The 22901-nt window shown below is 59.1% G+C and carries 20 protein-coding genes and 2 pseudogenes; 7 read left to right on the top strand and 15 right to left on the bottom strand.

From position 1 onward, the window contains the following. Window position 1 precedes the first annotated feature (1 nt). The 5 genes from AC2YB9_RS05420 to AC2YB9_RS05400 are packed head-to-tail and all read right to left on the bottom strand — an operon-like array spanning window position 2 to window position 5100. Window positions 2–1396 carry an MlaD family protein gene (locus tag AC2YB9_RS05420; protein WP_487267733.1) on the bottom strand — a complete coding sequence of 465 codons (1395 nt, stop codon included), beginning with the start codon at window positions 1394–1396 and terminating at the stop codon, window positions 2–4. Then, complete coding sequence (locus AC2YB9_RS05415) at window positions 1393–2625, bottom strand: MlaD family protein (RefSeq protein WP_487267732.1); 1233 nt, start codon at window positions 2623–2625, stop codon at window positions 1393–1395. The genes AC2YB9_RS05420 and AC2YB9_RS05415 overlap by 4 nt, the downstream gene beginning before the upstream one ends. A 3-nt stretch (window positions 2626–2628) precedes the next feature. Then, window positions 2629–3459 (bottom strand): ABC transporter ATP-binding protein, encoded by an 831-nt coding sequence (locus AC2YB9_RS05410; RefSeq protein WP_487267731.1) that lies wholly within the window; start codon window positions 3457–3459, stop codon window positions 2629–2631. Between the two features lie 50 nt (window positions 3460–3509). Next, window positions 3510–4376 (bottom strand): ABC transporter permease, encoded by an 867-nt coding sequence (locus AC2YB9_RS05405; RefSeq protein WP_487267730.1) that lies wholly within the window; start codon window positions 4374–4376, stop codon window positions 3510–3512. Between the two features lie 10 nt (window positions 4377–4386). Further along, window positions 4387–5100 (bottom strand): MlaE family ABC transporter permease, encoded by a 714-nt coding sequence (locus AC2YB9_RS05400; RefSeq protein WP_487267729.1) that lies wholly within the window; start codon window positions 5098–5100, stop codon window positions 4387–4389. A 518-nt stretch (window positions 5101–5618) separates the two neighbouring features. Between AC2YB9_RS05400 and AC2YB9_RS05395 the strand changes: the two genes are divergently transcribed. The 4 genes from AC2YB9_RS05395 (at window position 5619) to AC2YB9_RS05380 (ending at window position 11134) form a co-directional block, all read left to right on the top strand. Beyond that, window positions 5619–5963: a hypothetical protein gene (locus tag AC2YB9_RS05395; protein WP_487267728.1), complete on the top strand. Its 345-nt coding sequence runs from the start codon at window positions 5619–5621 to the stop codon at window positions 5961–5963. Window positions 5964–6149: 186 nt separating this feature from the next. Beyond that, on the top strand, window positions 6150–7703 hold the full coding sequence (locus tag AC2YB9_RS05390) for a long-chain-fatty-acid--CoA ligase (RefSeq protein ID WP_487267727.1): 1554 nt from the start codon (window positions 6150–6152) through the stop codon (window positions 7701–7703). 46 nt (window positions 7704–7749) lie between these two features. Then, a complete protein-coding gene (locus AC2YB9_RS05385) occupies window positions 7750–9477 on the top strand; it encodes an aldehyde dehydrogenase family protein (RefSeq protein ID WP_487267726.1) in 1728 nt (575 codons plus the stop codon). A 58-nt stretch (window positions 9478–9535) separates the two neighbouring features. Beyond that, window positions 9536–11134: a GMC family oxidoreductase gene (locus tag AC2YB9_RS05380; RefSeq protein ID WP_487267725.1), complete on the top strand. Its 1599-nt coding sequence runs from the start codon at window positions 9536–9538 to the stop codon at window positions 11132–11134. A gap of 421 nt (window positions 11135–11555) precedes the next feature. Here AC2YB9_RS05380 and AC2YB9_RS05375 read toward each other — a convergent pair whose 3' ends face one another. The 5 genes from AC2YB9_RS05375 to AC2YB9_RS05355 form a co-directional block, all read right to left on the bottom strand. Further along, complete coding sequence (locus AC2YB9_RS05375; protein WP_487267724.1) at window positions 11556–11963, bottom strand: SCP2 sterol-binding domain-containing protein; 408 nt, start codon at window positions 11961–11963, stop codon at window positions 11556–11558. Between the two features lie 79 nt (window positions 11964–12042). Further along, complete coding sequence (fdxA, locus tag AC2YB9_RS05370; RefSeq protein ID WP_487267723.1) at window positions 12043–12360, bottom strand: ferredoxin; 318 nt, start codon at window positions 12358–12360, stop codon at window positions 12043–12045. A 40-nt stretch (window positions 12361–12400) separates the two neighbouring features. Beyond that, window positions 12401–13423, bottom strand: a complete 1023-nt coding sequence (locus AC2YB9_RS05365) for an NAD(P)/FAD-dependent oxidoreductase (protein ID WP_487267722.1) — start codon at window positions 13421–13423, stop codon at window positions 12401–12403. Window positions 13424–13514: 91 nt separating this feature from the next. Then, window positions 13515–14504 (bottom strand): R2-like ligand-binding oxidase, encoded by a 990-nt coding sequence (locus AC2YB9_RS05360; RefSeq protein ID WP_487267721.1) that lies wholly within the window; start codon window positions 14502–14504, stop codon window positions 13515–13517. Between the two features lie 455 nt (window positions 14505–14959). Beyond that, window positions 14960–16300 carry a sensor histidine kinase gene (locus AC2YB9_RS05355; protein ID WP_487267720.1) on the bottom strand — a complete coding sequence of 447 codons (1341 nt, stop codon included), beginning with the start codon at window positions 16298–16300 and terminating at the stop codon, window positions 14960–14962. Between the two features lie 68 nt (window positions 16301–16368). Here AC2YB9_RS05355 and AC2YB9_RS05350 point away from each other — a divergent pair, with 68 nt between their 5' ends. Beyond that, on the top strand, window positions 16369–17037 hold the full coding sequence (locus AC2YB9_RS05350) for a response regulator (RefSeq protein ID WP_487267719.1): 669 nt from the start codon (window positions 16369–16371) through the stop codon (window positions 17035–17037). 140 nt (window positions 17038–17177) lie between these two features. Here the strand turns inward: AC2YB9_RS05350 and AC2YB9_RS05345 are convergent. Continuing rightward, a pseudogene (locus AC2YB9_RS05345) lies at window positions 17178–17684 on the bottom strand (IS30 family transposase); the annotation flags it as partial. A gap of 211 nt (window positions 17685–17895) precedes the next feature. On the opposite strand from AC2YB9_RS05345, the gene AC2YB9_RS05340 reads away from it, so the two are divergent. Both AC2YB9_RS05340 and AC2YB9_RS05335 read left to right on the top strand, forming a co-directional pair. Continuing rightward, window positions 17896–18426, top strand: coding sequence for an IS110 family transposase (locus AC2YB9_RS05340; protein WP_487268567.1), 531 nt, complete (start codon window positions 17896–17898; stop codon window positions 18424–18426). Between the two features lie 236 nt (window positions 18427–18662). After that, window positions 18663–18989: pseudogene (locus AC2YB9_RS05335) on the top strand (transposase); the annotation flags it as partial. 45 nt (window positions 18990–19034) lie between these two features. On the opposite strand, the gene AC2YB9_RS05330 reads toward AC2YB9_RS05335, so the two are convergent. From AC2YB9_RS05330 to AC2YB9_RS05315, 4 genes are all read right to left on the bottom strand, one after another. Beyond that, the gene (locus tag AC2YB9_RS05330; RefSeq protein ID WP_487267718.1) at window positions 19035–20327 is read right to left on the bottom strand and encodes an IS256 family transposase; all 1293 of its coding nucleotides are present in this window, start codon (window positions 20325–20327) and stop codon (window positions 19035–19037) included. 122 nt (window positions 20328–20449) lie between these two features. After that, entirely contained in the window at window positions 20450–21499 is a 1050-nt protein-coding gene (locus AC2YB9_RS05325) for a transposase (RefSeq protein ID WP_487266536.1), read from the bottom strand. Next, window positions 21496–21927: a hypothetical protein gene (locus AC2YB9_RS05320; RefSeq protein ID WP_487266537.1), complete on the bottom strand. Its 432-nt coding sequence runs from the start codon at window positions 21925–21927 to the stop codon at window positions 21496–21498. The genes AC2YB9_RS05325 and AC2YB9_RS05320 overlap by 4 nt, the downstream gene beginning before the upstream one ends. Beyond that, window positions 21881–22741, bottom strand: coding sequence for an IS30 family transposase (locus tag AC2YB9_RS05315; protein ID WP_487268566.1), 861 nt, complete (start codon window positions 22739–22741; stop codon window positions 21881–21883). Before AC2YB9_RS05315 ends, AC2YB9_RS05320 begins: the two co-directional genes overlap by 47 nt. Window positions 22742–22901 lie beyond the last annotated feature (160 nt).

The raw sequence follows: 22901 nt of genomic DNA, 5'->3' as shown, positions 1-22901 counted from the left end.
ATCAGTTCCCTCCGAACAGGAAGCTCAGCATGCTGGACTCCTGTTTCTTGCTCAAGCCGGTCGGATTGTCGTTTTTACTCTTTCCTGCACCAGGAAGCTTCAACAACGGAAGTTGGCCACCCTTGCCTAGCAGTCCACCGCCGTTGCCCAGCAGTCCGGATAGACCACCTGATTTCTTTGGCCCCGTCCGCTCCGGCAGTTGACCCGCGGCTCCGAGACCGTCCGCGGAGCCCGCGACAGGAAGAAGCCCGGTGACCGTGTCGGTGCTGGCTGTGATGTTGACGCGGAAATAGTGCGACAGGCCGTCCCTGCCGTTGGTCGTCAGCGCCCAGTAGCGAATGAAGTTGAAGACGTTCTCGCGGTTAGCTGTAAGTTCTGCCACAACCGGGCGGGCAGCGTGCACCGTGGTGGCTAGATCCGGCGCTGCCGCCTTGAGATCACGGGCGACCGGAGCGGCAGCTTTAATGAGTCTCTCGGCTCGTTGGAGAACCGGTTTCGACGTCGCCAGCGCCGGATCGAGTGCATCGGCAAATGCTTTCAATTCCCTCGATACCGCCGGAAGGTTGTCGGTGAGTGGACGCAACTCTGCCAATGTCGGCGTCGTCTGATCGGACGTCCTAGCAAGATGACCGAGACTGGTGCGCGCCGAAGTCAACGTTTTTGGCAAGCGCTCGAGCGTCTGCTCCAATGCTTCTTGTTGCGCGGTGGCGGCGGCGAGCAATTGGTCCGCCGAAGCGACCACCTTGTCAAGTGCTTCCCCGTCGTCGGCGGCCAGCGCCCGGGCCAATGGTTTGAAGTTGTCGACCAGTGAATTCAGCAGGACGTTGTGCTCTTTCAGGAGCGCGGTCATGGCGGCCGTATCGCGCATGCTCGGAGTCAGCGCTCGAATAGCTTTGTCCGTATTCTTACCGTTGCCACGCATCCCGTCGCCCAGTGTCGTGACAAGCATGGCGAGCCCCTCGGCGGTGGGATCATCAAGCGTGTTGAGAACGTCGTCCAGTTCCACATTCACACCCGTTTGGGAGGTCGGAACCGGCTGTTTGGGGTCAAGCGCCGGCTGCTTCGGGTCGCCACGTTCGAGATCAACGTAGCGCTCCCCCAGCAAACTGACCGGCCTGATTGTGAAGGTCGCGTCCTTGTGGAGCGGCCATGCTTCCTTGCCAATCTTCATGGTGACGTCAGCGTGGCCACCCCGCACCTTCATCCCCAGGACCTTGCCGACGACTACGCCGTCGATCTTCACCTGGTTACCGTCCACCAGTGGCGCAGCCGAGACGAACTTGGCGACCACGGTGTCGTCACCCTCACCCGACTGGCCAAGGCCAAAGGCCACTCCGGCGAATACCAGCACCACACACAACGACATCACAGTCGAGCGGAAACTCCACGCTTTCATCGCATTTCACTTCCATAGGCGTCTTCCCACGGCTGCCCGACAGGAGATCCGGGTTTAGGGGTCAGGTTTTGCGTCACTCCGGGCCCAGGCGTCGATGTCACTCCGACTGCCGTCTCGGTTCCCGCCAGGATGTGGATGCGGGCGGTGTGACCGTTGGCGTCATAGTTTCCTGTTGCGGAGGCCCAGGTCGTCAAGAATCCGGCGACCTCCGGCGTGTACGGACGTAGGAAGTCCAATGCCGGCGCAATTTCACTCAATGCGTTGTTGGCTGCCGGGAAGGTTTCGCTTCCCGTATCCAACAGGCTTGGCGTGTAACGCAGGAGTTCTACTGCAGAATCGAGCGTCGGTCGCAACTCAGTAACCGTGGGTCGGAGGTCCCGAAGAAGCGGACGCAGGTTCTTCGATACCGATTGCAGCCGCTTGGTGGCAGGCCCGAGGTCTTCGAGTAGCGGCACTGTTTCGTCGACTGCACCAGGGACTTTGCTCAGCGTGGTTTCGGCTTGGCTAACCAAATCTGGCAACTGGTGAAGGGTCTTGCCCAATGCCTGACGTTGATTGACCAAAGTCGAAGTCGTGGCGCTGAGGTCGTTGACGATGTTGTCAACACCCGCATCACGATCGGAAAGAATCTTCATGGTCCGGTTCAGTTGCCTGACCAGCTGCTTGATCGCCGCACCGTCGGTTCCGATGCCGCGAAGAACGGCTCCCAGCGCCTTCAGAGCGGGGCCGGCCGTGTGCAGCGTTTCATTGATGTTCTGTTCCCGACCGTCAATTGTCTTGGACAGTCTTTTGATGACCGAGTTCAAGTTTTTGCGCGTCGGCTCATCAAGTGCTTCAAGAACCTCGGAGAGTTCAACCGGTTCAGCCATTACGCCAGTGAGCATGGCGCCCGAAGGCACTTCACCATTATCGGCGGGGCCGTCCTCAATCCTGAGCAGCCGCTCCCCGAGCATCGCCTTCCAGGCCACTTCGGCCTTGGCTCCCTCGTGAAGTGGTCCATACGATTCATCAAGCTTGACGTTGACACGCGCTTTACCGTCTTCGACGTCGATGCTTCGAATGGATCCAGCGACCGAACCATCACGCGTTACCGAACCGCCGATGAAGAGATTATTGGCATTAGGAAGGACGAGGCTCACGTTGTAGTCGTCCGCCGTCAAGCGGAGGGTTCCTCCACCGATCAGCAGCGCCACAACGAGAACAACAATGGGTGCACTGAGTTTCCGCACAGATCATTCCATTCCGAGGGGGCCGGAGGAGTCGCCAGACAGAAACTGTCGGACGAAGGGGTCAGAGGAGTTGAAGGCTTCTTCGGCCTCGCTGTAGTGAACCGATTTTCCCTTCCAAATCACGCCGACATAGTCGCTTACTTTGCGCGCGGTACGAATGTCGTGGGTGACCACAAGATAAGTACCCTTGCGCCGTGCGTGCATATCGAGGATGACGTCGTTGAGCAGGCTGGTGCGCACCGGATCGAGCCCGGAGTCCGGCTCGTCAAACAAGACGATGTCAGGGTCGAGGATGAGCGCGCGTGCGAATCCGGCCCGCTTACGCATACCTCCAGAGATCTCGCTGGGAAGCTTTGAGGCAGCCTTTCCCAGCCCGACCTCCGCAAGGCTATTCATGACCATGTCCGCGATCTCTGATTCGCTGGTGTCCGTGTGCTTCCGGAGTGGAAACGCAACATTGTCAAAAAGGTTCATCGACCCGAACAACGCCCCGTCCTGGAACAGCACGCCGAAGCGTTTGCGAAGCGCGTAACGATCCTTCTTGGAGATGTTCCAGATGTCTTGACCGAAAATCAGCACTTCACCCTGATCCGGTTCCAGCAGCCCCACTAGATGCTTGATAAGTACGCTCTTGCCCGTGCCCGAGGGGCCGAGGATCGTGGTGACGGAGTCCTTGACGAAGTTCAGATTGAGTCCAGTGAGGATGTCGAAACTTCCGAACGACTTGTGGACGTCACGAACTTCCATCGAGTACTCAAGGCCCGGAGTAGCGTCCGGACCTGCAGCCGGCAGCACCTGTGTCATCGATGTGCTGTTGTCCAGGTCGATCGTCATATCAGGACCCCTGTCCATGGTTGAAGGTGGCAGAAACGAGAACGGCGCGGTTAGTTGCCGATTGGCGCATTGGGCGACAACCCCCAGAACAGCTGAGTCCCGAGGGCTCCGATCAAGTGAATGAGGACCATGTTCAACATCATTGATTTCGCAGTGTTCTTCCCGACTTCGACTGAACCACCACGCACGTTGTAGCCGTAGTAACACGCAACGAACACGATGACCGTGCCCATCGTCATCGCCTTGATCATGGAATAGAGATAATCGAGTGGGTTCTGATACAGCCAGAAAATGTACATATGTCCACCAGGGGACACGCCGCCGATGTAATAGACCGTGACGAGGATTTCGCCCAGCGACATCATTCCGAGGCTGACCGCATACAGGAAGGGCATCGCGATCCACGCCGCAACCACACGTGTTCCGACCAGGTAACTACGCGAGTCGACGCCCATCACTTCGAGGGCATCGACCTCCTCCGAAATCCGCATCGAGCCGATCTCGGCGACGAGGCCACAACCCACTTTCGCGGCCAAGATGTAACCCCACATGTAGGGAACGAGTTCGCGCACCGCACACCAGGCGTTGAAAATTCCCGAGTAGATCGGCGCACCCACCTGCTTGAGCGAGTAGATCGCTTCGGTGCCGCACATTGTGCCGATGACGAACTGCATGCCCCAGATGATCAGTCCACTCGACAGGATTAGGATCGCGGTTTGACGCACGACCTCGCTCCAGTGCGTACGCACATCGGGCAAGCACCTAGTTACCTGTGCTGAGAATCGTAGGATTTCGCCGCCGGTTCGCAACGCTTCCTTGACCGATTCAAATCCGCTTCGAACACTGACAATCGTGTCTTCGGGTTTCGGCGGCTCGATGCGGCCAGCGCCTTCGGGGCGCTCCTCGATGATACTCATCACGCATACCTCATCTGAAGACCTGTATTTCGGGATTGAGGCCGAGAACGATGTTGGTGAAGACAACGTTCACGATCCAGATCATCGCGAATGCAATGACGACGGCTTGGTTCACTGCCCGGCCAACCCCAATTGCACCGCCTTTGGCTGAGATGCCCTTGTAGCAACAGACGACGCCGATAATCAGCCCAAAAATCGTCGTCTTGAGGACACTCGCCCAGATATCGGGAGTGGTGAGGTTGACGAAAAGGCTGTTGGTGAAAGCCGATGGGTTGGCCCCCAGGATCGGCACCGCGGCAATGAATCCGCCCAGCAGTCCGAAACATAGTGCGATGACATCGAGGAGGCCGGTGATGATGGTTACCGCGATAACGCGGGGCAGAACTAGTACCCGGATCGGATCGACGCCAAGAACTTCCATCGCGTCGATCTCCTCTCGGATCCGCCGAGCGCCCAGATCTGCGGTGATCGCCGATCCGACCACGCCCGCGACGACCATCGCGTTTACCCAAGGAGCAAACTCTCGGATACTCGCCATGATGAAGAACGAACCCAACCGCTCGGGCATACCGAACAAGGCGTAAATATTGCCGCCCTGGAGGCCGGGGGCGCCGAGGCCGAAAAAGGTGCACGACACGGCCATCGGTACCCAGCATTGCTTGAGGATCAAGTACATCTGGTCAGCGGTATCGCGCCAGTAATCCCAAGGTCCCCTGGTCGCCATATATAAAACTTGAACAGCGAGGATCCCCATCTCACCCAGCTCTACGATCAACGCGCGGGTCGAACTGGGGGACTTCACTTTAGGCTTGCTCGGGGCCACTGACGCGTTCCTCTCCGAAGGTCTTATTGCTCATGCGGTGACGCTTATGCAAACGCGCGACAGGTCAGTAGAAAACTCGAACATGGGTCTTGCACCGCCCGGAAGTTGAATTGTCGGAAAGAGAGTTTCAAGCTTTTTTGTCTCGAAGTTTGTTAGCTCGAAACTTGCGGTTTCGAATCCTTCACAAGGCTTGCAGCGTTCGGGACGCGTGTCATTGTGTGCGGTAGACAGAGTCCAGAGAATTCACTGTGCAGTCGCCATCTAGGTTTAAGCCTTAGGTCTGGATAGCGTGAGATTATGAGCGCCATTCGCAAAAATTCAGGCCCAACAGATGTTGCTAATTGATGTCCGCGAACGCTAGATCGTCGCGAACACCAGCCAAAGGTGCGGCCCTGCGGAGCAGCCTGGTTGACGTTCCCATGGCCATCCGTGGAGGTTCGGCCGGGTTCAGCATTCTGTTGATTGGCGGTCTGCTTGCTCCCTTGGCAGGGCTCGCGGTGCCGGCCCTAGGCGGCGTGTTTTTGACGCTGACGGCGGTGCTAGCGTTCGCCATTGCTGCACGTAAGATCGGCCGGTCGAAAGTTCCACAACTTCACGGCGCGGTGGCTGCCTTGTTGGCCTACGCGCTTGTGCTCCCGCTGCTTCTTCCGTTCCAAACGACTCGGAATCTGCCACAGATCCTTCTCACGCTCGCCACGGCAATCTCGGTCGGCGCGTCTACCGCTTGGATTCAGTCAAAGCGCGAAAGACCTTTACCCATCTAAATTCCGTAAGTCACGTCCACTACGCCCTTGCTGCTATGAGCAGAAGAACCGTGCAGGTGGACACGCATCAGCGCTTGCCCAAACGTAAGAAAGGCAATGTTGCCCGGCCTCGACAAACCAACCAACCAGTGGGACTAACCAAGATGGAGAGCTGAACCGATGCACAATTTAGCCACCCTGCTCGATGTGAGCGCAAGCAAGTACGCGGACCGCACGGCAGTCGTTCTCGGCGAACACCGTCTAAGCTACGCAGATCTGGACGGCGCGGCCAACCGAGTCGCCAATCTGCTTACGTCGCGTGGGATCGGAAGCGGCGACAATGTCGCACTCAGCTGCCCGAACATCCCGCAATTCACAATTGTCTACTTTGGCATTCTGAAGGCTGGCGCGACAGTGGTGCCGCTCAACGTGCTGCTCAAGGCCCGTGAAATTGCCTATCACCTCGACGATTCTCAAGCCGTAGCGCACTTCGCCTTTGAAGGCTCCGCGGAACTTCCCATCGGCCGCGAATGCAAGGCCGGCTTCGACGAGTCGGACGGCAAAGATTTCTTCCTCATCACCGCAGGAGCAAAGGCAGCAGATTCTGAGCTCGAGAGTATCGAGACCTTGGGCGCCGCGATCGCCGACCAACCGACCACTTTCAAAACAGTCGAGGTGTCCGCGGATTCGACAGCTGTCATCCTCTACACGTCGGGCACGACCGGCCAACCTAAGGGCGCCGAACTGCGCCACCGAAACATGCTGGCAAATGCCTACACCTGCGCTGAGCTTTTTAACGCTGATGCGTCGAATCCGGACACCTATTTGTGCGTGCTGCCGCTATTCCACTCATTCGGGCAGACCACGATCCAAAACAGCGCCATCGGGCTGGGCGGAACAATCGTCATGCTGCCGCGATTCGATGCGGCCACCGCCATCGCCCTGATGCTGAAGGAGCACGTGACCTTCTTCGCAGGGGTCCCTACGATGTATTGGGCGCTTCTTGGAGCCCTCGATGAGAGCGTCGACAACACCGCGGTTGCCAAGTATCTTCGGATCGCGGTTTCTGGCGGCGCAGCACTTCCTACCGAGGTCCATAAGAACTTCCGCGAGCGATTCGGTGTCACGATCTTGGAGGGCTACGGCCTTTCGGAGACGTCCCCGGTGGCATCCTTCTCCCAACTCGGTCAGCAACCGCGCGTCGGGTCGATCGGTATGCCCATCCCTGGCGTCGAGATGAAACTATTAGCGGCCGAATCATGGGATGAGATCGAACCAGGACCCGATGCAATCGGAGAGATCGCGATCAATGGCCACAACGTCATGAAGGGATACTTCCGGCGACCGGCGGCCACCGATGAGGTAATCCGCAACGGATGGTTCCGAACCGGCGACCTTGCTCGCCGTGACGAAGATGGTTGGTACTACATCGTCGACCGCGCCAAGGACATGATCATCCGTAACGGATTCAACGTGTACCCGCGGGAGATTGAAGAGGTTCTTGCGACCCATCCGGCCGTCTCGCTCGTTGCCGTGGTGGGAGTACCCCACCCGCAGTACGGCGAAGAGATCAAGGCATTCATCATCCCCGTGCCGGGCGCCGCGGTGACTGCCGACGAACTAGTTCAGTGGTCGCACGAACAAATGGCGGCGTACAAATACCCCCGGATCATCGAACTGGTCGACTCAATGCCGATGACGGCGACCGGCAAGATCCTCAAACGCGAACTGTCCACCGCTACCGAACCGGCCCAAGCATGAAGCGCATTGCCAGTGATTCCTCCAATAGTTCGAATGAAGGCCTACGATGACCAGCACCCATGACAGCCAACTTGATATCGACCATACGTACCTCGACGTCGCGTTAACTGACCTCGAACGCGGTGACAAGAACTGGGCCGAAACCCCGCTCTCGGCCCGTCGGGAGCTGCTTCAGGAGCTTCACGGCCGCGCCGCTGCCAACGCTGAAGAGTGGGTGCAAGCCGCACTGGAGATCAAGGGGCTCGATGCGAATTCACCGTTAGTCGGCGAGGAGTGGCTATCCGGCCCGTACGCGCTGCTCACCAGCCTCGGCGCGCTGGCGGAAAGCTTGACGCGGCTCGAGTCCGGTGGCAGTCCTCTGGATGGCTTGCCCATCACTGCCGCGCCGGGCGGCAGAGTCTCCGTCGAGGTAATGCCACACAACATCTTCGACAAGCTACTGCTCAACGGATACAGCGCCGAGGTCTGGCTGCAGCCCGGTGTGGACGCCGAAGGTGCACGACAGGCAGCTGGCCTAGGACAGCGCACGCCGACCTCCACACAGGGCGTCGGGCTGGTGCTCGGCGCAGGAAACATCACCTCGATCGCACCGTTGGACGTGTTGTACGAGATCTACGCCCACAACCGGGTTGTCGTGCTCAAGCTCAACCCCATTATGGACCGGATGCTTCCGGTGTTTTCCAAGATTTTCGCGCCGTTCATCGACCGCGACATGGTGCGCATCGTCACCGGTGGAGCCGACGTTGGAACCTATCTCACGCAGCACGACCGCGTGTCGCACATCCATATGACTGGCAGTGCCGCGACCCACGACGCCATAGTTTTCGGCCCTGGGCCCGATGGGCAACACCGCAAAGCCGAAGTAGCGCCAATCTTGGATAAACCGATCAGCAGCGAGCTCGGCGGCGTGTCTCCTACCATCATTTTCCCCGGCAAGTGGTCCAAGGCCGATTTACGTTTCCAAGCCGAGCACGTCACGACTCAGCGCCTGCACAACGGTGGATACAACTGCATCGCAGCGCAGACTGTGGTCCTGAGCGCAGCTTGGCCACAGAAGGAGCAGTTCGTCGATGAGTTACGCGCGGCCATGACTCGCGCACCTGCCCGGATGGCCTATTACCCAGGCAGCGCTGATCGGGTGCAATCGGCGCTGGACTGCTCGCCTAACGCCGAACGGCTCGGTGTTGACAATGGTCGGGTCCTCATCGCCGGGCTTGACACCAGCGCACAACACCCGGTGGCCGACACCGAGTACTTCGCGCCGGTTCTCGGCATTGTGGAACTCCCGGAGACCGGCGCGGACTTTGCGCGCGCATCAGTGCAGTACGTCAACACCAAACTCGTCGGAACTCTGGGGGCCAACATCATCGCCCACCCAAAGACGATGCGTGAACTCGGCACCGTGTTCGACACAGCAGTGGAGGACCTGAATTACGGCACCATCGCGATCAACGCATGGACCGGCTTGGGATATCTCACTGCGCGAGCAACGTGGGGTGCATTCCCCGGCCACACAATCGACGACATTCAAAGTGGGATTGGCGTCGTGCACAACGGCCTGTTGATCGATCGTGCCGAACGCACTGTCGTCCGAGGTCCCTTCCGTCCAATCCAGCGCGCGCTATTCAGCCGGCATCCCTCGATCTCACCCAAACCGCCGTGGTTCGTCACCAACAAAACGGCCTCGACCACGTCGCGGCGGCTGACTAAGTTCGCAGCTGGTCCAGCCTGGTCCAAACTGCCTGCCATTTTCTCATCGGCACTGCGCGGCTAACTCGCATACGCCCCTTATAACTACCCGTGGGATCAATCCCGCTGAATGGAGAACCCAGATGAGCGCCAACCACACCAGTACAGCCGACTACGTGGTCGTCGGCACCGGATCGGCCGGTGCCGTAGTAGCGGCCAGGCTGAGCGAAGACACGTCATCGGCTGTCGTCGCGCTAGAGGCCGGCCCAGCAGACAAAAATAAGTTCGCCCACATCCCAGCCGCCTTCTCGAAACTGTTTCGCAGCGAGCTGGATTGGGACTACGACACAGCGCCACAGCCAGAACTAGGCGGCCGCACGATCTTCTTCCCGCGCGGACGGATGCTCGGTGGATCCTCTTCGATGAACGCCATGATGTGGGTACGTGGCTTCGCCGCCGACTACGACGAATGGGCCACGCATGCTGGTTCGGCTTGGTCCTATGGCAACGTCGTCAAGCATCTTCGTCGTATCGAGTCCATCGAAGGTGCATCTGAGCCTGACGAGGGCACCGATGGGCCGATGGTGATCTCCCACCAGCGCAGCCCTCGACCGTTGACCGCAGCTTTCCTGAAAGCTGTGCAGGAGACTGGTCACACGGTCGAAAGGGCCAACCGCGCGCAGCCTGAGGGCTTCACACAGACCATGGTCAACCAAAAGCGCGGCGCACGATGGTCCACCGCTGATGGCTACCTGAGGCCGGCCCAAAAGCGGGAAAACCTGACGATCCACACCGGCGCCCACGCTACTCGAGTGATCTTTGACGGCACCCGGGCCACCGGCGTGGAGTACCTCAAGGACGGCGTGAAACACGTTGTTCACGCCCGCCGAGAGGTAATTCTTTCCGGCGGCGCAATCAACACACCGCAACTGTTGATGCTCTCCGGAATCGGAGCCGCCGACGAACTTGCCCAACACGGCATCGCGGTGAACCATAATCTGCCCGACGTCGGCAAGAATCTTCTGGATCACCTCGTGGCGCTTGTGGCATACAAGGCGACGGACAATACGCTGTTTGCTGCCGAGAAGATCCCTGAGCTGGTCAACTATCTGGCTCGGCGTCGCGGGATGCTGACGTCTAACGTCGCTGAGGCATACGGCTTCATTCGGAGCCGTCCTGACCTTGAACTGCCGGACCTAGAACTATTGTTTGGGGCCGCCCCGTTCATCAAGGAGGGGCTGGTGCCTGCCGAGGGACATGGCGCGGCAATCGGCACCATCTTGGTCAAGCCGCAGAGCACCGGACACGTTCAGCTTGTCTCAGGCGATCCGTTGGCCAAAGCACTGATCGATCCGCGCTACCTCAGCGATCCCGACGGCATCGACCGCGCGGCGATGCTGGCAGGGCTGCGGGTCAGCCTAGCGATCGCCTCAGCACCGGCGCTTAAAGCTCACCTTAACGGCTACATGCAGCCGCCGGTTCCTACCTCGATGCCTGACGAAGACGTCATCCAGCAGGCTCTGGAACAGCACGCCCATACCCTCTACCACCCAGTGGGAACCTGCCGGATGGGTACAGATTCGGCAAGTGTCGTCGATCCTGAGTTGAAGGTACGTGGCGTAACGGGTCTTCGCGTTGCGGATGCCTCAGTGATGCCGACAATCATTCGTGGGCACACCCACGCGCCGTCGGTTGTCATCGGCGAGATGGCGGCCGAATTCATCCGCAGCGGCACCCGCTGAGAGTTGAGAGCCAGCGCGCCAGCCAGGTGCGCTAGCCCGGGCCGGGTGTCGTGACGCGGCACTGATTTGCTCGAAGATGAAGGCCTCCGGTTGTGAGTGACACCATGGCTCACAACCGGAGGCCTTTGTCGTCCGCGCTAACGCTGTGCTGTCGTCGCCCGGTGACCCAAGAATGGCGGCACTGTTTCGTGATGAGTTGCCCGCAAGATTGCCAGCTTGATCAGTAAAATCGATCAGTATCTGCCAAGCCACTGCCAGCAACGGTCCGCCACCTTTGATCTGGCGGGAGAACTGCATTCTGGCAACTGATACAGCGCAAAAGCTTGGCCGGTACGGGAACCAATACCGGCCAAGCATCTTGTTATTCAGTCCGGCTGATCCCGCCTGTACGACGGCGGGATCGGACCGGATTATTTGTCGTTCACGCCTGCAGCAGGTCAGCCCGGCCGTCGGCCTCAAGCATTGCGCGATATGTGGGGAACAAGGATTTTGCGGCGGGGATGAGTTTTAGGATCTTGGCAACTGGACCCTTCGCTTTAACCTGACCCTTGGCCAGCGCGATGGCCAAGTTCACGTTGCCCAGCCAGAACCGGTTGCCGGTGTCACCAGACATCGTCAGTTGGACATCGGGCGTTACATCGGTTTCACCGGTGTGGACCTTACCGCCGGGCATATCGATAGTCATCGTCGCTTCGGGGTCGGTGTAGGCAATTTGCAGCACCACGCCCGAACCGCTCAGCTTCGGACCGATCTCCGGATCGGCCAAACCGTTCTCGAAGACACCGCCGATGTACTTATAGAGTTCCGTATCATCCTTGAAAGTACCCATCTTTGTTACTTCCCTTCGTTGTTTGATTGTTCCGAATGAGGTGGCAATGCCGCAGCGGCTGCGACGACCGAGTTAGCAGCTAATCCTTTTTTTCGAGCGATTTCACAAAGTCCGTGTCATCGATCGGCAGGTCCACTTTGAACGAACCTCCTGGCTTCCCGATTTCTTCAAACGCTTCTTTGGCCGACTCCTGGAACATGCGCCATTGGTCGTCCACCTGCTGCGCAGGACGAATTGCGTTCACCGGGCAGACCGGCTCGCAGGCTCCACAATCGATACATTCGGTTGGGTGGATGTAGAGCATCCTGTCGCCCTCGTAGATACAATCCACCGGGCATTCCTCAACGCACGACTTATCTTTGATGTCAACACACGGATCACCGATCACAAAGGCCATCAGTCCCACTTCCTAACCTGTTTAATTCCCGCACCCTGAATCACGACGACGCCTTCTTCATCGGTATCAGATCGCTCGAATGGCCCGGCGCCAGTTCCGCGCTAGGGTCGAGCGCCACTGCGGCGTTGTTCACGGCCGTAGCCACCTCACCGAAGCCAACGGCGATAAGTTTCACTTTTCCTTCGAAGGTGGCAGCGTCCCCGGCAGCGAATACTCCTGGCAGGTTCGTTCGCATTCGGGTGTCCACCCGAATCGCGCGGCCATCAAGTTCCAAACCCCAGTCAGCTATTGGCCCGAGGTTCATCAAGAAGCCAAGTGCCGCTACGACGACTTGAGCCTTCAGTTCGCGAGTGGATGTTTCTCCGGCAACCTGAACGACGGCGCTCTCCACTTGATCATCACCGCGCAACTCGACCACGTTTGCGTCGAGCAATAGATTGCAAGACGACTCTTGGAGCAGCCGAACCGAATGCTCATGGGCCCGGAACTGCTTGCGCCGATGCACCAGCGTTACCGACCGTGCCCGCGGCAATGCCGCCAGCGCCCAATCCACCGCAGAGTCACCGCCGCCGACTACAACCACGTCTTGACCGTCTAGGACACCCAACTGCGGCACAAAATAACGGAGCCCACGATAAAGGAATACTTCTCCAGCGGGAATCGGTCTTGGCGTGACTGCCCCGACGCCGGAAGTAATCACTACAGTTTTTGCGTCAACCACAGTTCCCGTCGATGTGGTAACGCGCCATCCGCTCGGGCGACGCTCCATCTGCACAACCTGCTGCGAGAGCAGGTAGATCGGCGCGAACGGGCTCGCCTGTCGGACGAGGTTCCTGATGAGCTCTTGCCCTTGCACACCGGGGAGACCGGCGATGTCGTAGATGTTCTTTTCCGGATAGATCGCCTGTACTTGTCCGCCCGCCTCAGGCAACGCATCAACAACAGCCATACGCAGTCCACGAAAACCCGCATAATATGCCCCAAAAAGGCCCACCGGACCGGCTCCGATGAACAGAATGTCGACGTCACACACCGCGGTAGAAGATTCCTGTTCCATACTCATGGCTTTCTTAAATTGCAGCCGAAATCGACCTGGTTGAGGATCGTGGCCGCACAATTGCGGCCACGATCACGGAGCGAACTCGTATTGGTCCTTAGACTCCGACTCCAACGCCTTCCATCATCTTGGCGACCGCCGCCTCATCTTCTGCGGCGAACTTGTCCTCAAGCTGCATTGGCGAATAATCATCGTCGATCTCTTCCAGCGGGCAGCCTCGCGCGCTCTCGATCGACTCAAGCCGGCGACTGACCTTATCCAGCGCATAATCAGTCATCTCGTCGATGCTGATTCCGAAGGGTGCATCGTCGCCGAACTCCTCGAACAATCCAACGATGACTCCGAGCGCCGGCTGCAGCAGTTCCTGCATCTGCTCGTCAACGACGTCCCAGTTGCTATCGTCAGCGGCCACGTGCCGGCGGCAGGTGAAAGTTCCCCATGCCATGTGACGTCGTTCGTCATCGCCTACGTGCTTGATGATCTGTTGCATCCCGGGCAGAATGTTCCGGCTCTTGCAGATCTTGACCCAGGCGAAGTAGCCCGTAAGCGCGAGGCAGCCCTCGACGACATGGTTGTAGGTCACTGATGCGCGGATCTGCGCCGCAGGTGACGGGCTATCGGTCAGCGCATACATCGCTTTTGGCAACTCTTCGCTGAAAATCCGCGTGTAGTGCTCGCTGTACTCGACATATTCGTGCAAGTCGCCCTTGACGCCTACTGCGTCGAACCACAACCGGAACGCCTGCATATGTTTGGCTTCCTCGAAGACGAACTGGGTAAGGTAAGCCTCGTCGCCCAGTCTGCCTTCAGCCGCCATGGCGGACATGAACGGTTGCATGTCTTGCGTCACCGATTCTTCGCCAGCCATGAAGTGCGAGGCCAGAATGAGGGTCTGCCGCTTCTCTGCATCTGTCATTGCGGCGAAATCCAACGCGTCTTGGGTGAAGTCAATGGCTTCGGGATCCCAATGTTTTTGGTTCCCCTTGCGGAATAGTCGCATCGGGAACGAGTCCATCCGCAGGCGGCCCGGGCTGAGGCTCGCATAACCGTCTCGTTTGCCGTGCTCAATATTGCGTTCGGTTGCCATGTCAATCTCCTTGTGTTTGATTTGTCTAATCTCGCCCAGGACGGGGGCTGGAACGTGGAATTCAGAAGCCAATCAGGCCGCGTAGGTGCACTCCACTGACGATGCTGTGGGTCCTGCGCCGTGACCAACTTGTTGATGCTGTCCGTGCGCTTGGCCCGCCTTCAAGGAATCAGTGCCAACCTCGTCGACCTGCCGCGTGGGTTTCCTTCCCCACCGGACCGCGACACTCGGCTGCATTGAAATTAACTCCTCTTTGATGAAGCGCTTGGCCTTTCGATGACGTGATCACAGTTACATAAAATGACGTACTGCCGAGGGGTCAGGCGTGCCATTAGTGGCCCCTGCGTGCCAGACTGAACGCACCGTCGAGCAGGGTCGATCGGACTTAATTACCGCAACGGCTCGCTGCAAACTGCAAAATAAGGCTTTCGGTCACCACTGCGGGTGACCCCCGTTCAGCCGATGGGTATTTCCAGGCAAACGGTGAGGCCGCCACCCGGCCGAGAGTTGAAGCGGAGCCGGCCATTGAGTGAGCGCACGATCTGGTCAGCGATCCACAGGCCAAGCCCCGCAGTACCTCGATCCTCACCAAAGGAGACGAATCGCTCGGTCGCGTCGGCGGTGAATTCCGAGGAGAAGCCGAGGCCCCGGTCAAGGATCTCGATTTGTAGGTTATCCGAATTCACCTGTGCGACGAGTTCAACTAGCGAACCACGACCGTGCCGGGCAGCATTCTCCAAAAGATTGGTGATTACGCGGCGCAGGAGTTGTGCGTCGAGGCGGCATCGGGCGCCCTGCGGCGAGATGGTGATCTTCAACTCGGATTCGGCTAAACCTGCGGCATCCCCCGTAGCGTGCAGAAACTCCCCCAGATCAACAACGCGCTGGCGTCCCGTGCTGAAGGTTGGCTGGCGGCTCGACGCCACATCGCTGAGCGCGTCGATCATCGCCGAAAGGTGTCCGGCGTGAGCGGCCAGTAACCGAGCCCGGGTCTTCCTGTCTTCCGTAACGGGTGAATTGAGTTGGTCAGAGAGGTTGTCGGTCAGGGCCTTTAACGAAGTAATCGGTGTCCGAAACTCATGCAAAATCACTTGGAGACCGGTCTCCTGTGCTTCATAGGACTTCAGCAGTCGCGCGCGAAGGTCTCGTTCCTCCTCTGCCGCAGCATGTTCAACGTCCGCGCGCGCTTGGATGATGCTGTGGGCTTCAATCGCACGCTCGGTCAATAAGGCGTAACCAGCCGTCAGCGCTGCAGTAAACATCAGGTAGACCGGCCACCAAAGCCCCACCTGCAGTCTGGTCTCCCAAGACGCTCCATCGGAATCCACAAACACCGCTACAAAGAAGTAGGCAGAGCCAACCGCAAAGGCGAGTACGACAGTTTCCACAAAGGATAACCGCGTTGCTGCCGCGGCGATGACGAGGAACAGCAGCGATACCGCAAGGCTAGTCCTGCCGCCGGTCGTCGCAACGATGCCGAGGGCAAGGGCGGCGTCTAGAAACGTGACCACCAACGAGGATTTTTTGGTACGCATCTCGGTCGAAGGATTCCAAAACACCCCAATGGCGTGCACGCTCGCCAAACTCACCGCAACAATAGCCAACCCGAGATGCTGGTGTACCTCACGAGACCCCACCACCAGCATCACAACTACCGACAGCACGACTCCGACCCGAACGCTGGCCGTGATTCGTTCGACGGCCCTAATGTCATCGTCCCGAAACGCTTCCATACCCCTAAACGCCCGAGACCGAGCCGAACGCCACCACGGTATGGTCGGTACTGTCATCTCCATGACGCCGACACTAGCGTTCAGCAAATGGTGCCCCCTTGGTCACTCCTACACATTCAGGCGGTCATGCCGTGAGCAACGACAAACTGACCTTGGTCCTGGTCGATGATCATGATCTATTCACCCAGGGATTGGCGCTGCTCCTCAAGGAAAAGGCCGGCGACCGTTTTGAGGTAGGTGGGACTACAACCCACGCCGAACAGGCAGCCTCATTGGTCGGCGAGTGCGGTGCGGACATTGCCATCGTCGATCTTGCGATGCCACCGTTGGGCGGGATACCGGCGATTCGTCAGATCAAGCGCCGGTATCCCCAGACCAAAGTGATCGCATTGTCCGGGACCACGGACTACCGACTTGCCGAAGAGGCCTTGCGCGCGGGAGCGGATGGATTTTTAGCGAAGTCAGCCGACCCCGAGGTACTGGTTGCTCCACTCCTGAGCGTGGCGGCTGGCTTTCGTGTCATCGAGGAAGGCTTGTTCATGGCGCTCCTCGGTGCTGTGCGCCACGCCCCAGAGGAACTTCTCGATGAACTCTCAGCGGAGAGCATCCGACTATGGGTGCTGCTTTCGCGCGGTCTTGAGACGACGGAGATCGCTGAACACATGCTGGTTTCAGAACGCACCGCCAAGCGAATGGTGGCTTCGCTCCTGAACAAGCTCGGCGCTGCAAATCGGGTCGTCGCGGCAGGGATGGCCGGCCACTATGGCCTGCTGGGCGGACGCACAGTAGATCAAGACTGATCGTCGAGCACCTACCTGCGCTCCCGGCTGCTAGCATCCGATGGTCTGGGCGAGCCCACCGGTCAACGCACCAAAGCCACTACCGCGATGTTCTAGCTCGATGAATCACTCAAACCGCGCGAAATCCCAGCTTCCAGCGCTCATCCGTCTGATTTTCCACAGTTCAGCTGCTTGCGCGCCCACACATGCCTGATCGCCACAGCGAGTGCGACATTGTCGTTGAGGACGAGACGGGGCCGGTTGTTGAGTTCGTTTTCGACGTCCAGGAGATGGTTTGAAGAATGGATGCTCAAGTCAGTGCCCTTGGGGAAGTAATCACGCAGCAGCCCGTTCGTGTTCTCGTTGGAGCCGCGTTGCCACGGCGAATGCGAGTCACAGAAGTAGATCGATGCGCCGAGTGACCGGGCAATGCTGACGTGGCGGGCCATCTCGGTTCCCTGATCCCAGGTGATGGACCGCAACAGCCTCGCCGGCAGGTCTGTCATCCGTGCCTTCAACGCCTCGTGCAAAGACTCGCTGTCACGCTGAGGAAGATGCAATAGTCGGACCATCCGGGTTTGCCGCTCCACCAGGGTGCCGATCGCTGATCCTTGGTCCTTGCCGATGATGAGGTCCCCCTCCTTACGTTGTTGTGGTGGGTGATTTCGAGGCTGTCGTAGCGTTTCGAGCACCCTGGGCGGCGGGTATGGCTGAGATCGCCTTGCCGCTTGGACGGCTTACTGGGAATGGCCGCCCGTCGCCCGTTTGATGACTCGACCGCTGATTGAGAATTGCGACATTGATCGCTGTGTAAGGACGTGCCGGCGTGGTTATCGATAGGGCTCACCCAGTTGAAACTATGTGAAGGGACGAATCAATATGCCGGCAATATGGGCAGGGGTCGATGCAGGAAAAAGGACACATCACTGTGTGTTTATCGACCAGACGGGCGTGGTGTTGCTGTCGCAACGCGTTGACAACGACGAGACGATACTGCTGGACCTGATTGGGACAGTGATCGACATGGCAGAGGGGGATGGCGTGTGCTGGGCAACAGATCTGAACGCCGGCGGCGCGGCGTTACTGATCGGACTACTCGAGGCCCATGGGCAACGATTGTTCTATATTCCCGGACGGATCATTCATCACGCGGCAGCCACCTATCACGGCGACGGCAAAACCGACGCGAAAGACGCCCGGATTCTCGCTGATCAAGCACGCATGCGCGCCGACCTGCAACCGGTTCGCAGGCCCGATCAGATCAGTGTCGATGTGCAGCTCCTCACCGCGCACCGCACCGACGTGATGCGTGACCGGGTCCGTGCGATCAACCGGCTCCGGCAAAGCTGCTGGAGTATTTCCCTGCCCTTGAGCGTGCCTTTGACTACTCCAAGAACAAAGCCGCGCTGACGCTGCTGAGCTCCTATCAGACACCAGAGAGGTTGCGCCGTATCGGCGTGGCCCGCCTCGCCGCCTGGTTGGAGAAACGCGGCTGCCGCAACAGTGCCGCCGTCGCCCAGAAGGCCCTCGACGCAGCCAACGCCCAACACACGACGCTGCGATGCCAACCGACCGGATCGTTGTTGGTGACCAAACTAGCTGCCCTAATCACGTCGATTGACCGTGAACTAGCTGATCTCGATGCCCAGATCACTGAACGGTTCCACCAACATGGGAGCGCCACTATTTTGCTCAGCATGCCCGGCTTCGGGCCATTGCTCGCAGCAACATTCCTGGCCAACATCGGCGGCAACCTAGATGGGTTCGACAGTGTCGACCGGCTCGCCAGCGTCGCCGGACTCGCACCAGTTCCACGCGACTCCGGACGCATCAGCGGCAACCTGCACCGACCCCGACGGTTCAACCGCCGACTCCTACGGACCTGCTATCTCGCCGCCCTATCGAGCCTGAAGAACAGTCCAGCATCCAGAACGTTCTACGACCGAAAACGAGCCGAAGGGACTGCCCAGACTTTGGTTGAGGGACTGTCTCATTAAGGGTGTTTCCGGCGTTTTCATTTAGTAGGTTTCTGCGGCCGGCCAGCGGTCGGCGAAAGTGATGGCAAAGGCGTTGAGAGCGGGCTTCCAACGCATCGTCCATCGTGTCTGTCCACGACCGGTTGGGTCGAGGCTTCTGGTGACAAGATACAAGCACTTCAGCGCCGCTTGCTCGGTCGGGAAATGCCCGCGTGCTCTGACCGCTCGCCGGTAGCGGGCGTTCAGGCTTTCGATCGCATTTGTGGAGCAGATGACTTTGCGTATCTCGGCGTCGTAATCGAGGAACGGAATGAATTCCTCCCACGCCGATTCCCACAGTTTCACGATCGCTCCGTATTGCTTGCCCCACTTCTCGGTCAGGTCGTCCAACGCCGCTCTCGCGGCGTCGGCGTTAACGGCTGAGTAGATAAGTTTCACGTCTCGTTTGAGCGCATCCCAGTCCTTCTTCGACGCCAGCCGAAAGGTGTTCCTAATCAGATGAATGATGCATGTTTGCACTGTCGCCAGCGGCCACACATTGCTCACCACGTCGGGCAGTCCCTTGAGGCCGTCGCAGACCAGGAAGAACGTGTCGGTGACGCCACGGTTTTTCATGTCGGTCAGGACGCTCATCCAGAACTTCGCGCCCTCACCGCCAGTGCCGGCCCAGAGCCCTAGAACATCCTTCTCACCAGCCAAACTGACCCCGATCGCGGCATAGATCGGCCGGTTCGCGACCTGGCCGTCACGGATCTTCACATGAATGGCATCAATAAATATTGCCGCATAAACCGGCGCGAGGGGCCTGTTGACCCACTCGGTCATTTCCTCGATCACCTTGTCCGTAATCCGACTGACCGTTTCCTTGGACACGCTCGCGCCATAAATGTCGGCAAAATGCGCAGCGATCTCACCCGTGGTCAGGCCTTTCGCATAGAGCGACAGGACGATCTCATCAACCTCGGTCAACCGGCGTTGACGCTTCTTCACGATCTGCGGAGTGAACGTCCCATCCCGATCGCGTGGGACATCAATCTCAACCTGCCCGGTCGCTTCGGTTAACACCGTTTTGGGACGGGTCCCATTACGCACATTGCCCGACTCACGACCATCAGGGACACGGTTCTTCTCATGACCCAGATGCTCGGTCATTTCCTCGTTCAGAGCAGCTTCTAGGACGTTCTTGGTGAACTGTTTCAGCAGTCCGTCAGGGCCAGTGAGCGAGAGTCCCTGCTCCTTGGCCAGCCGCACGAGCTCAACGGCCGCGGCCTCTTCAGCAGACGGGCTGGGCTTCTTCTCATTGTTCGAATTCACATCGTTCAGTGTCGCGGTCATCACGGCACCTTTCCCGCCAAACAATCCGTTCGGCGCGTCAGGCCGGAAACACCTTTAAATCCACAGTCCCAAAACGTCTCTCGCGGCTCGGTATTTTTCAAGTCAAGTGAGACAGTTTCTTTTTAGACTGTTTGTGTCGCTGGGATCGCCGCCAGATTCGCCTCCGTCTGTGGTTCGTTGATCCAGACTTCGGTCCGGATCTGGGGCGGGACCGGCTGGCGGGCGAAGCGTTCGGGATGGTTCTGCCAGGCCCGGTTCAGGGTTTGTTGTCGGGCGTCGTCGATGGCTCCGTAGGTGCCGTAATGGACCGATGCTGGCGTGTGCCAACCGATGCCCGAATGATGATGAACGTGATTATATTCGGCGAAGAACCCGTCGCAGAAGACCCGCGCTTCGGCCAGTGAATCGAAGTGGTGCGGGAAGTCGTGCACATACTTCAACGTCTTGAACTGTGCTTCGGAGAACGGGTTGTCGTTGGAGACTCGGGGCCTTGAGTGTGACCTGGTGATGCCCAGATCGGCCAGCAGCGCGGAGACCGGTTTGGACGTCATCGACGTTCCCCTGTCGGCATGAACAGTGTGTGGTGCGGTGCCGTTACGACAGATGGCACCGTCGATGAAGTCCGCTGCCACGACCGAGTCCTCTGCAGCGCAAACCAGATAGCCCGGTGAGTAACGCGAATAGATGTCGATCAACGCATAAAGATGGAACCAGATCCCCTTGGCCGGGCCACGGAGTTTCGTTATATCCCACGACCAGACTTGTGACGGCCCGGTGGCTAGGAGTTCGGGTTTGACCTTCGCCGGATGCGTGGCCAGGCGTCTGCGTTCGCGGGTTTGCCCGGCCGTCCTAGCGATCCGATACATGCTCGACATCGAGCAGTGATACCGGTCCTCGTCGAGTTCACGAGCCCAAATCTGACAGATCGACAAATCGGCATACTGGACTGAATTGATCACCTCCAGCACGTTGACTCGCTCAGTGTGGGACAGGGTCGACGGCGGTTTGGTCCGATCAGCCTGCGCCATCGAATCGACCTTGCCCGCCGGCGGTTTGACGCGCCGGTAGTGCGTCGCCCGTGACCGGCCGGTCAACGCGCACGCTGCCACCACAGTCAGGCTCAAGGCGATCAACGCAGTGAACGCATCGCCCAGAATCGAGTCGGCACTCACGACCGGTCCCTCGTCGCTGTCGGCTGGCTCTCGTCGTTGCTCGCCGAGAGCAACTCCAAGAGCCTGTGCGCTTTTCCCATCACATCTAAAGCTGCCTGCGTGGTCTCCAACTGGCGGGCCAATCGTTTGTTCTCGGCCTCCAACTTCACCGCCCGGACCGCCGCCGATGACTCTTTCGACCGCGGTTTACGATCCCGCCGATACGTGATGCCGACGGCCTTCGCATCGCGGGCTCTGGCCCACTCAGCGACCTGTGTCTGATAGATCCCTTCGCGACGCAACACCGCGGACTTCTCCCCATGCGGTGCCGCCTCGTACTCGGCCAACACGCGGGCCCGATACTCCGCCGTGAACGACCGACGAGTCGGCTTCGCAGCCGGATCAACACCATCGCCCGACAACGGCATTTGGGCCTCTGGATTCAACATAATTACGTCCGATCCCCGCCCTCTCAAAGACCACCCCACAACACGAGCGGTGTCTCACCTCAGCCTGACAGAGAGGGGCTTGACAACAGCATTGAGATTCCCAATGCCCAGCCACTGTGCGGTCTTCTGGCTGGAATGGGCGCTGGTGAATGGTGAACACCGGCTGCTCGAACCGCGGCCGGCGCCGTTCGGCATGTTGATGTGCTCGACGGTGATCGAGGCCAGTGCGCAACGGCGAACGACGATGCGGCGCCAATCGCGAGGGGCGCAGAAGCACCGAGCCAGGCTGGTAGATCGCCTGGTAGATGCTCTCGTGACACAGCCACATGTCCGACTCCTCGGGGAACTTCGACCGCAGGTGACGGCTGGTCTGCTGCGGACTCCACCGCTGGTCCAACAGTTCACCGATCGCCTGCCGAAGTTCACCGCTGGTCTCGATACGACGGCGGCAAGGTCGAGCCCGACTCACCGCCGCCCGACGGTGCGCCTCAAAGGGCCGATACCCCTGCCCGCTGGCCACGTTGCGGCGCAACTCACGCGAGATAGTCGACGGCGCCCGACTCAACCGGTGAGCGATCTGCCGAACACCCAAACCCGCACTATGCAGATCGGCGATCTGGATCCGATCGTCTTGAGACAAGAACCTCGAGCTGATCTGGCGCACCGCCAACCGATCCAACGGAGCTACGAAACCGGTGGCGCGGCCGTCTCGATAGGTCTTATGACCACGCGACCAGTTGTTCCCCGCTGTCCGAGAAACACCGACCTCACGAGCGGCGGCCACAACAGGCCAGCCACGCTCACGCAGCTCCATGAACCGTTGACGTTTGGCCGACTGCGGACGACGCCCCGGCCCCTTCTTCACACGACGAGACGATGACAACACAACCCCTATTATTTAGGAAGTGTTGCGACCACCAATCGAAACCACCAGTTTCGGGTTTCAGGCCAGGACGCGCGATCGTTCGAAAGCG

It is taken from the genome of Aeromicrobium changchenzhani (assembly GCF_057586615.1).
This window is presented reverse-complemented; position numbering and strand designations above follow the sequence as displayed.

Excerpts from the sequence above, each read along its gene's own strand:
- AC2YB9_RS05340 (WP_487268567.1), top strand. The coding sequence starts at position 17,896 with ATGCCGGCAATATGGGCAGGGGTCGATGCAGGAAAAAGGACACATCAC.
- AC2YB9_RS05380 (WP_487267725.1), top strand. The coding sequence starts at position 9,536 with ATGAGCGCCAACCACACCAGTACAGCCGACTACGTGGTCGTCGGCACC.
- AC2YB9_RS05385 (WP_487267726.1), top strand. The coding sequence starts at position 7,750 with ATGACCAGCACCCATGACAGCCAACTTGATATCGACCATACGTACCTC.
- AC2YB9_RS05395 (WP_487267728.1), top strand. The coding sequence starts at position 5,619 with ATGGCCATCCGTGGAGGTTCGGCCGGGTTCAGCATTCTGTTGATTGGC.
- AC2YB9_RS05360 (WP_487267721.1), bottom strand. The coding sequence starts at position 14,504 with ATGGCAACCGAACGCAATATTGAGCACGGCAAACGAGACGGTTATGCG.
- AC2YB9_RS05330 (WP_487267718.1), bottom strand. The coding sequence starts at position 20,327 with ATGACCGCGACACTGAACGATGTGAATTCGAACAATGAGAAGAAGCCC.
- AC2YB9_RS05320 (WP_487266537.1), bottom strand. The coding sequence starts at position 21,927 with ATGTTGAATCCAGAGGCCCAAATGCCGTTGTCGGGCGATGGTGTTGAT.
- AC2YB9_RS05410 (WP_487267731.1), bottom strand. The coding sequence starts at position 3,459 with ATGACGATCGACCTGGACAACAGCACATCGATGACACAGGTGCTGCCG.
- AC2YB9_RS05420 (WP_487267733.1), bottom strand. The coding sequence starts at position 1,396 with ATGAAAGCGTGGAGTTTCCGCTCGACTGTGATGTCGTTGTGTGTGGTG.
- AC2YB9_RS05405 (WP_487267730.1), bottom strand. The coding sequence starts at position 4,376 with ATGAGTATCATCGAGGAGCGCCCCGAAGGCGCTGGCCGCATCGAGCCG.
- fdxA (WP_487267723.1), bottom strand. The coding sequence starts at position 12,360 with ATGGCCTTTGTGATCGGTGATCCGTGTGTTGACATCAAAGATAAGTCG.
- AC2YB9_RS05365 (WP_487267722.1), bottom strand. The coding sequence starts at position 13,423 with ATGAGTATGGAACAGGAATCTTCTACCGCGGTGTGTGACGTCGACATT.
- AC2YB9_RS05400 (WP_487267729.1), bottom strand. The coding sequence starts at position 5,100 with ATGGCGACCAGGGGACCTTGGGATTACTGGCGCGATACCGCTGACCAG.
- AC2YB9_RS05315 (WP_487268566.1), bottom strand. The coding sequence starts at position 22,741 with ATGGAGCTGCGTGAGCGTGGCTGGCCTGTTGTGGCCGCCGCTCGTGAG.
- AC2YB9_RS05355 (WP_487267720.1), bottom strand. The coding sequence starts at position 16,300 with ATGGAGATGACAGTACCGACCATACCGTGGTGGCGTTCGGCTCGGTCT.
- AC2YB9_RS05375 (WP_487267724.1), bottom strand. The coding sequence starts at position 11,963 with ATGGGTACTTTCAAGGATGATACGGAACTCTATAAGTACATCGGCGGT.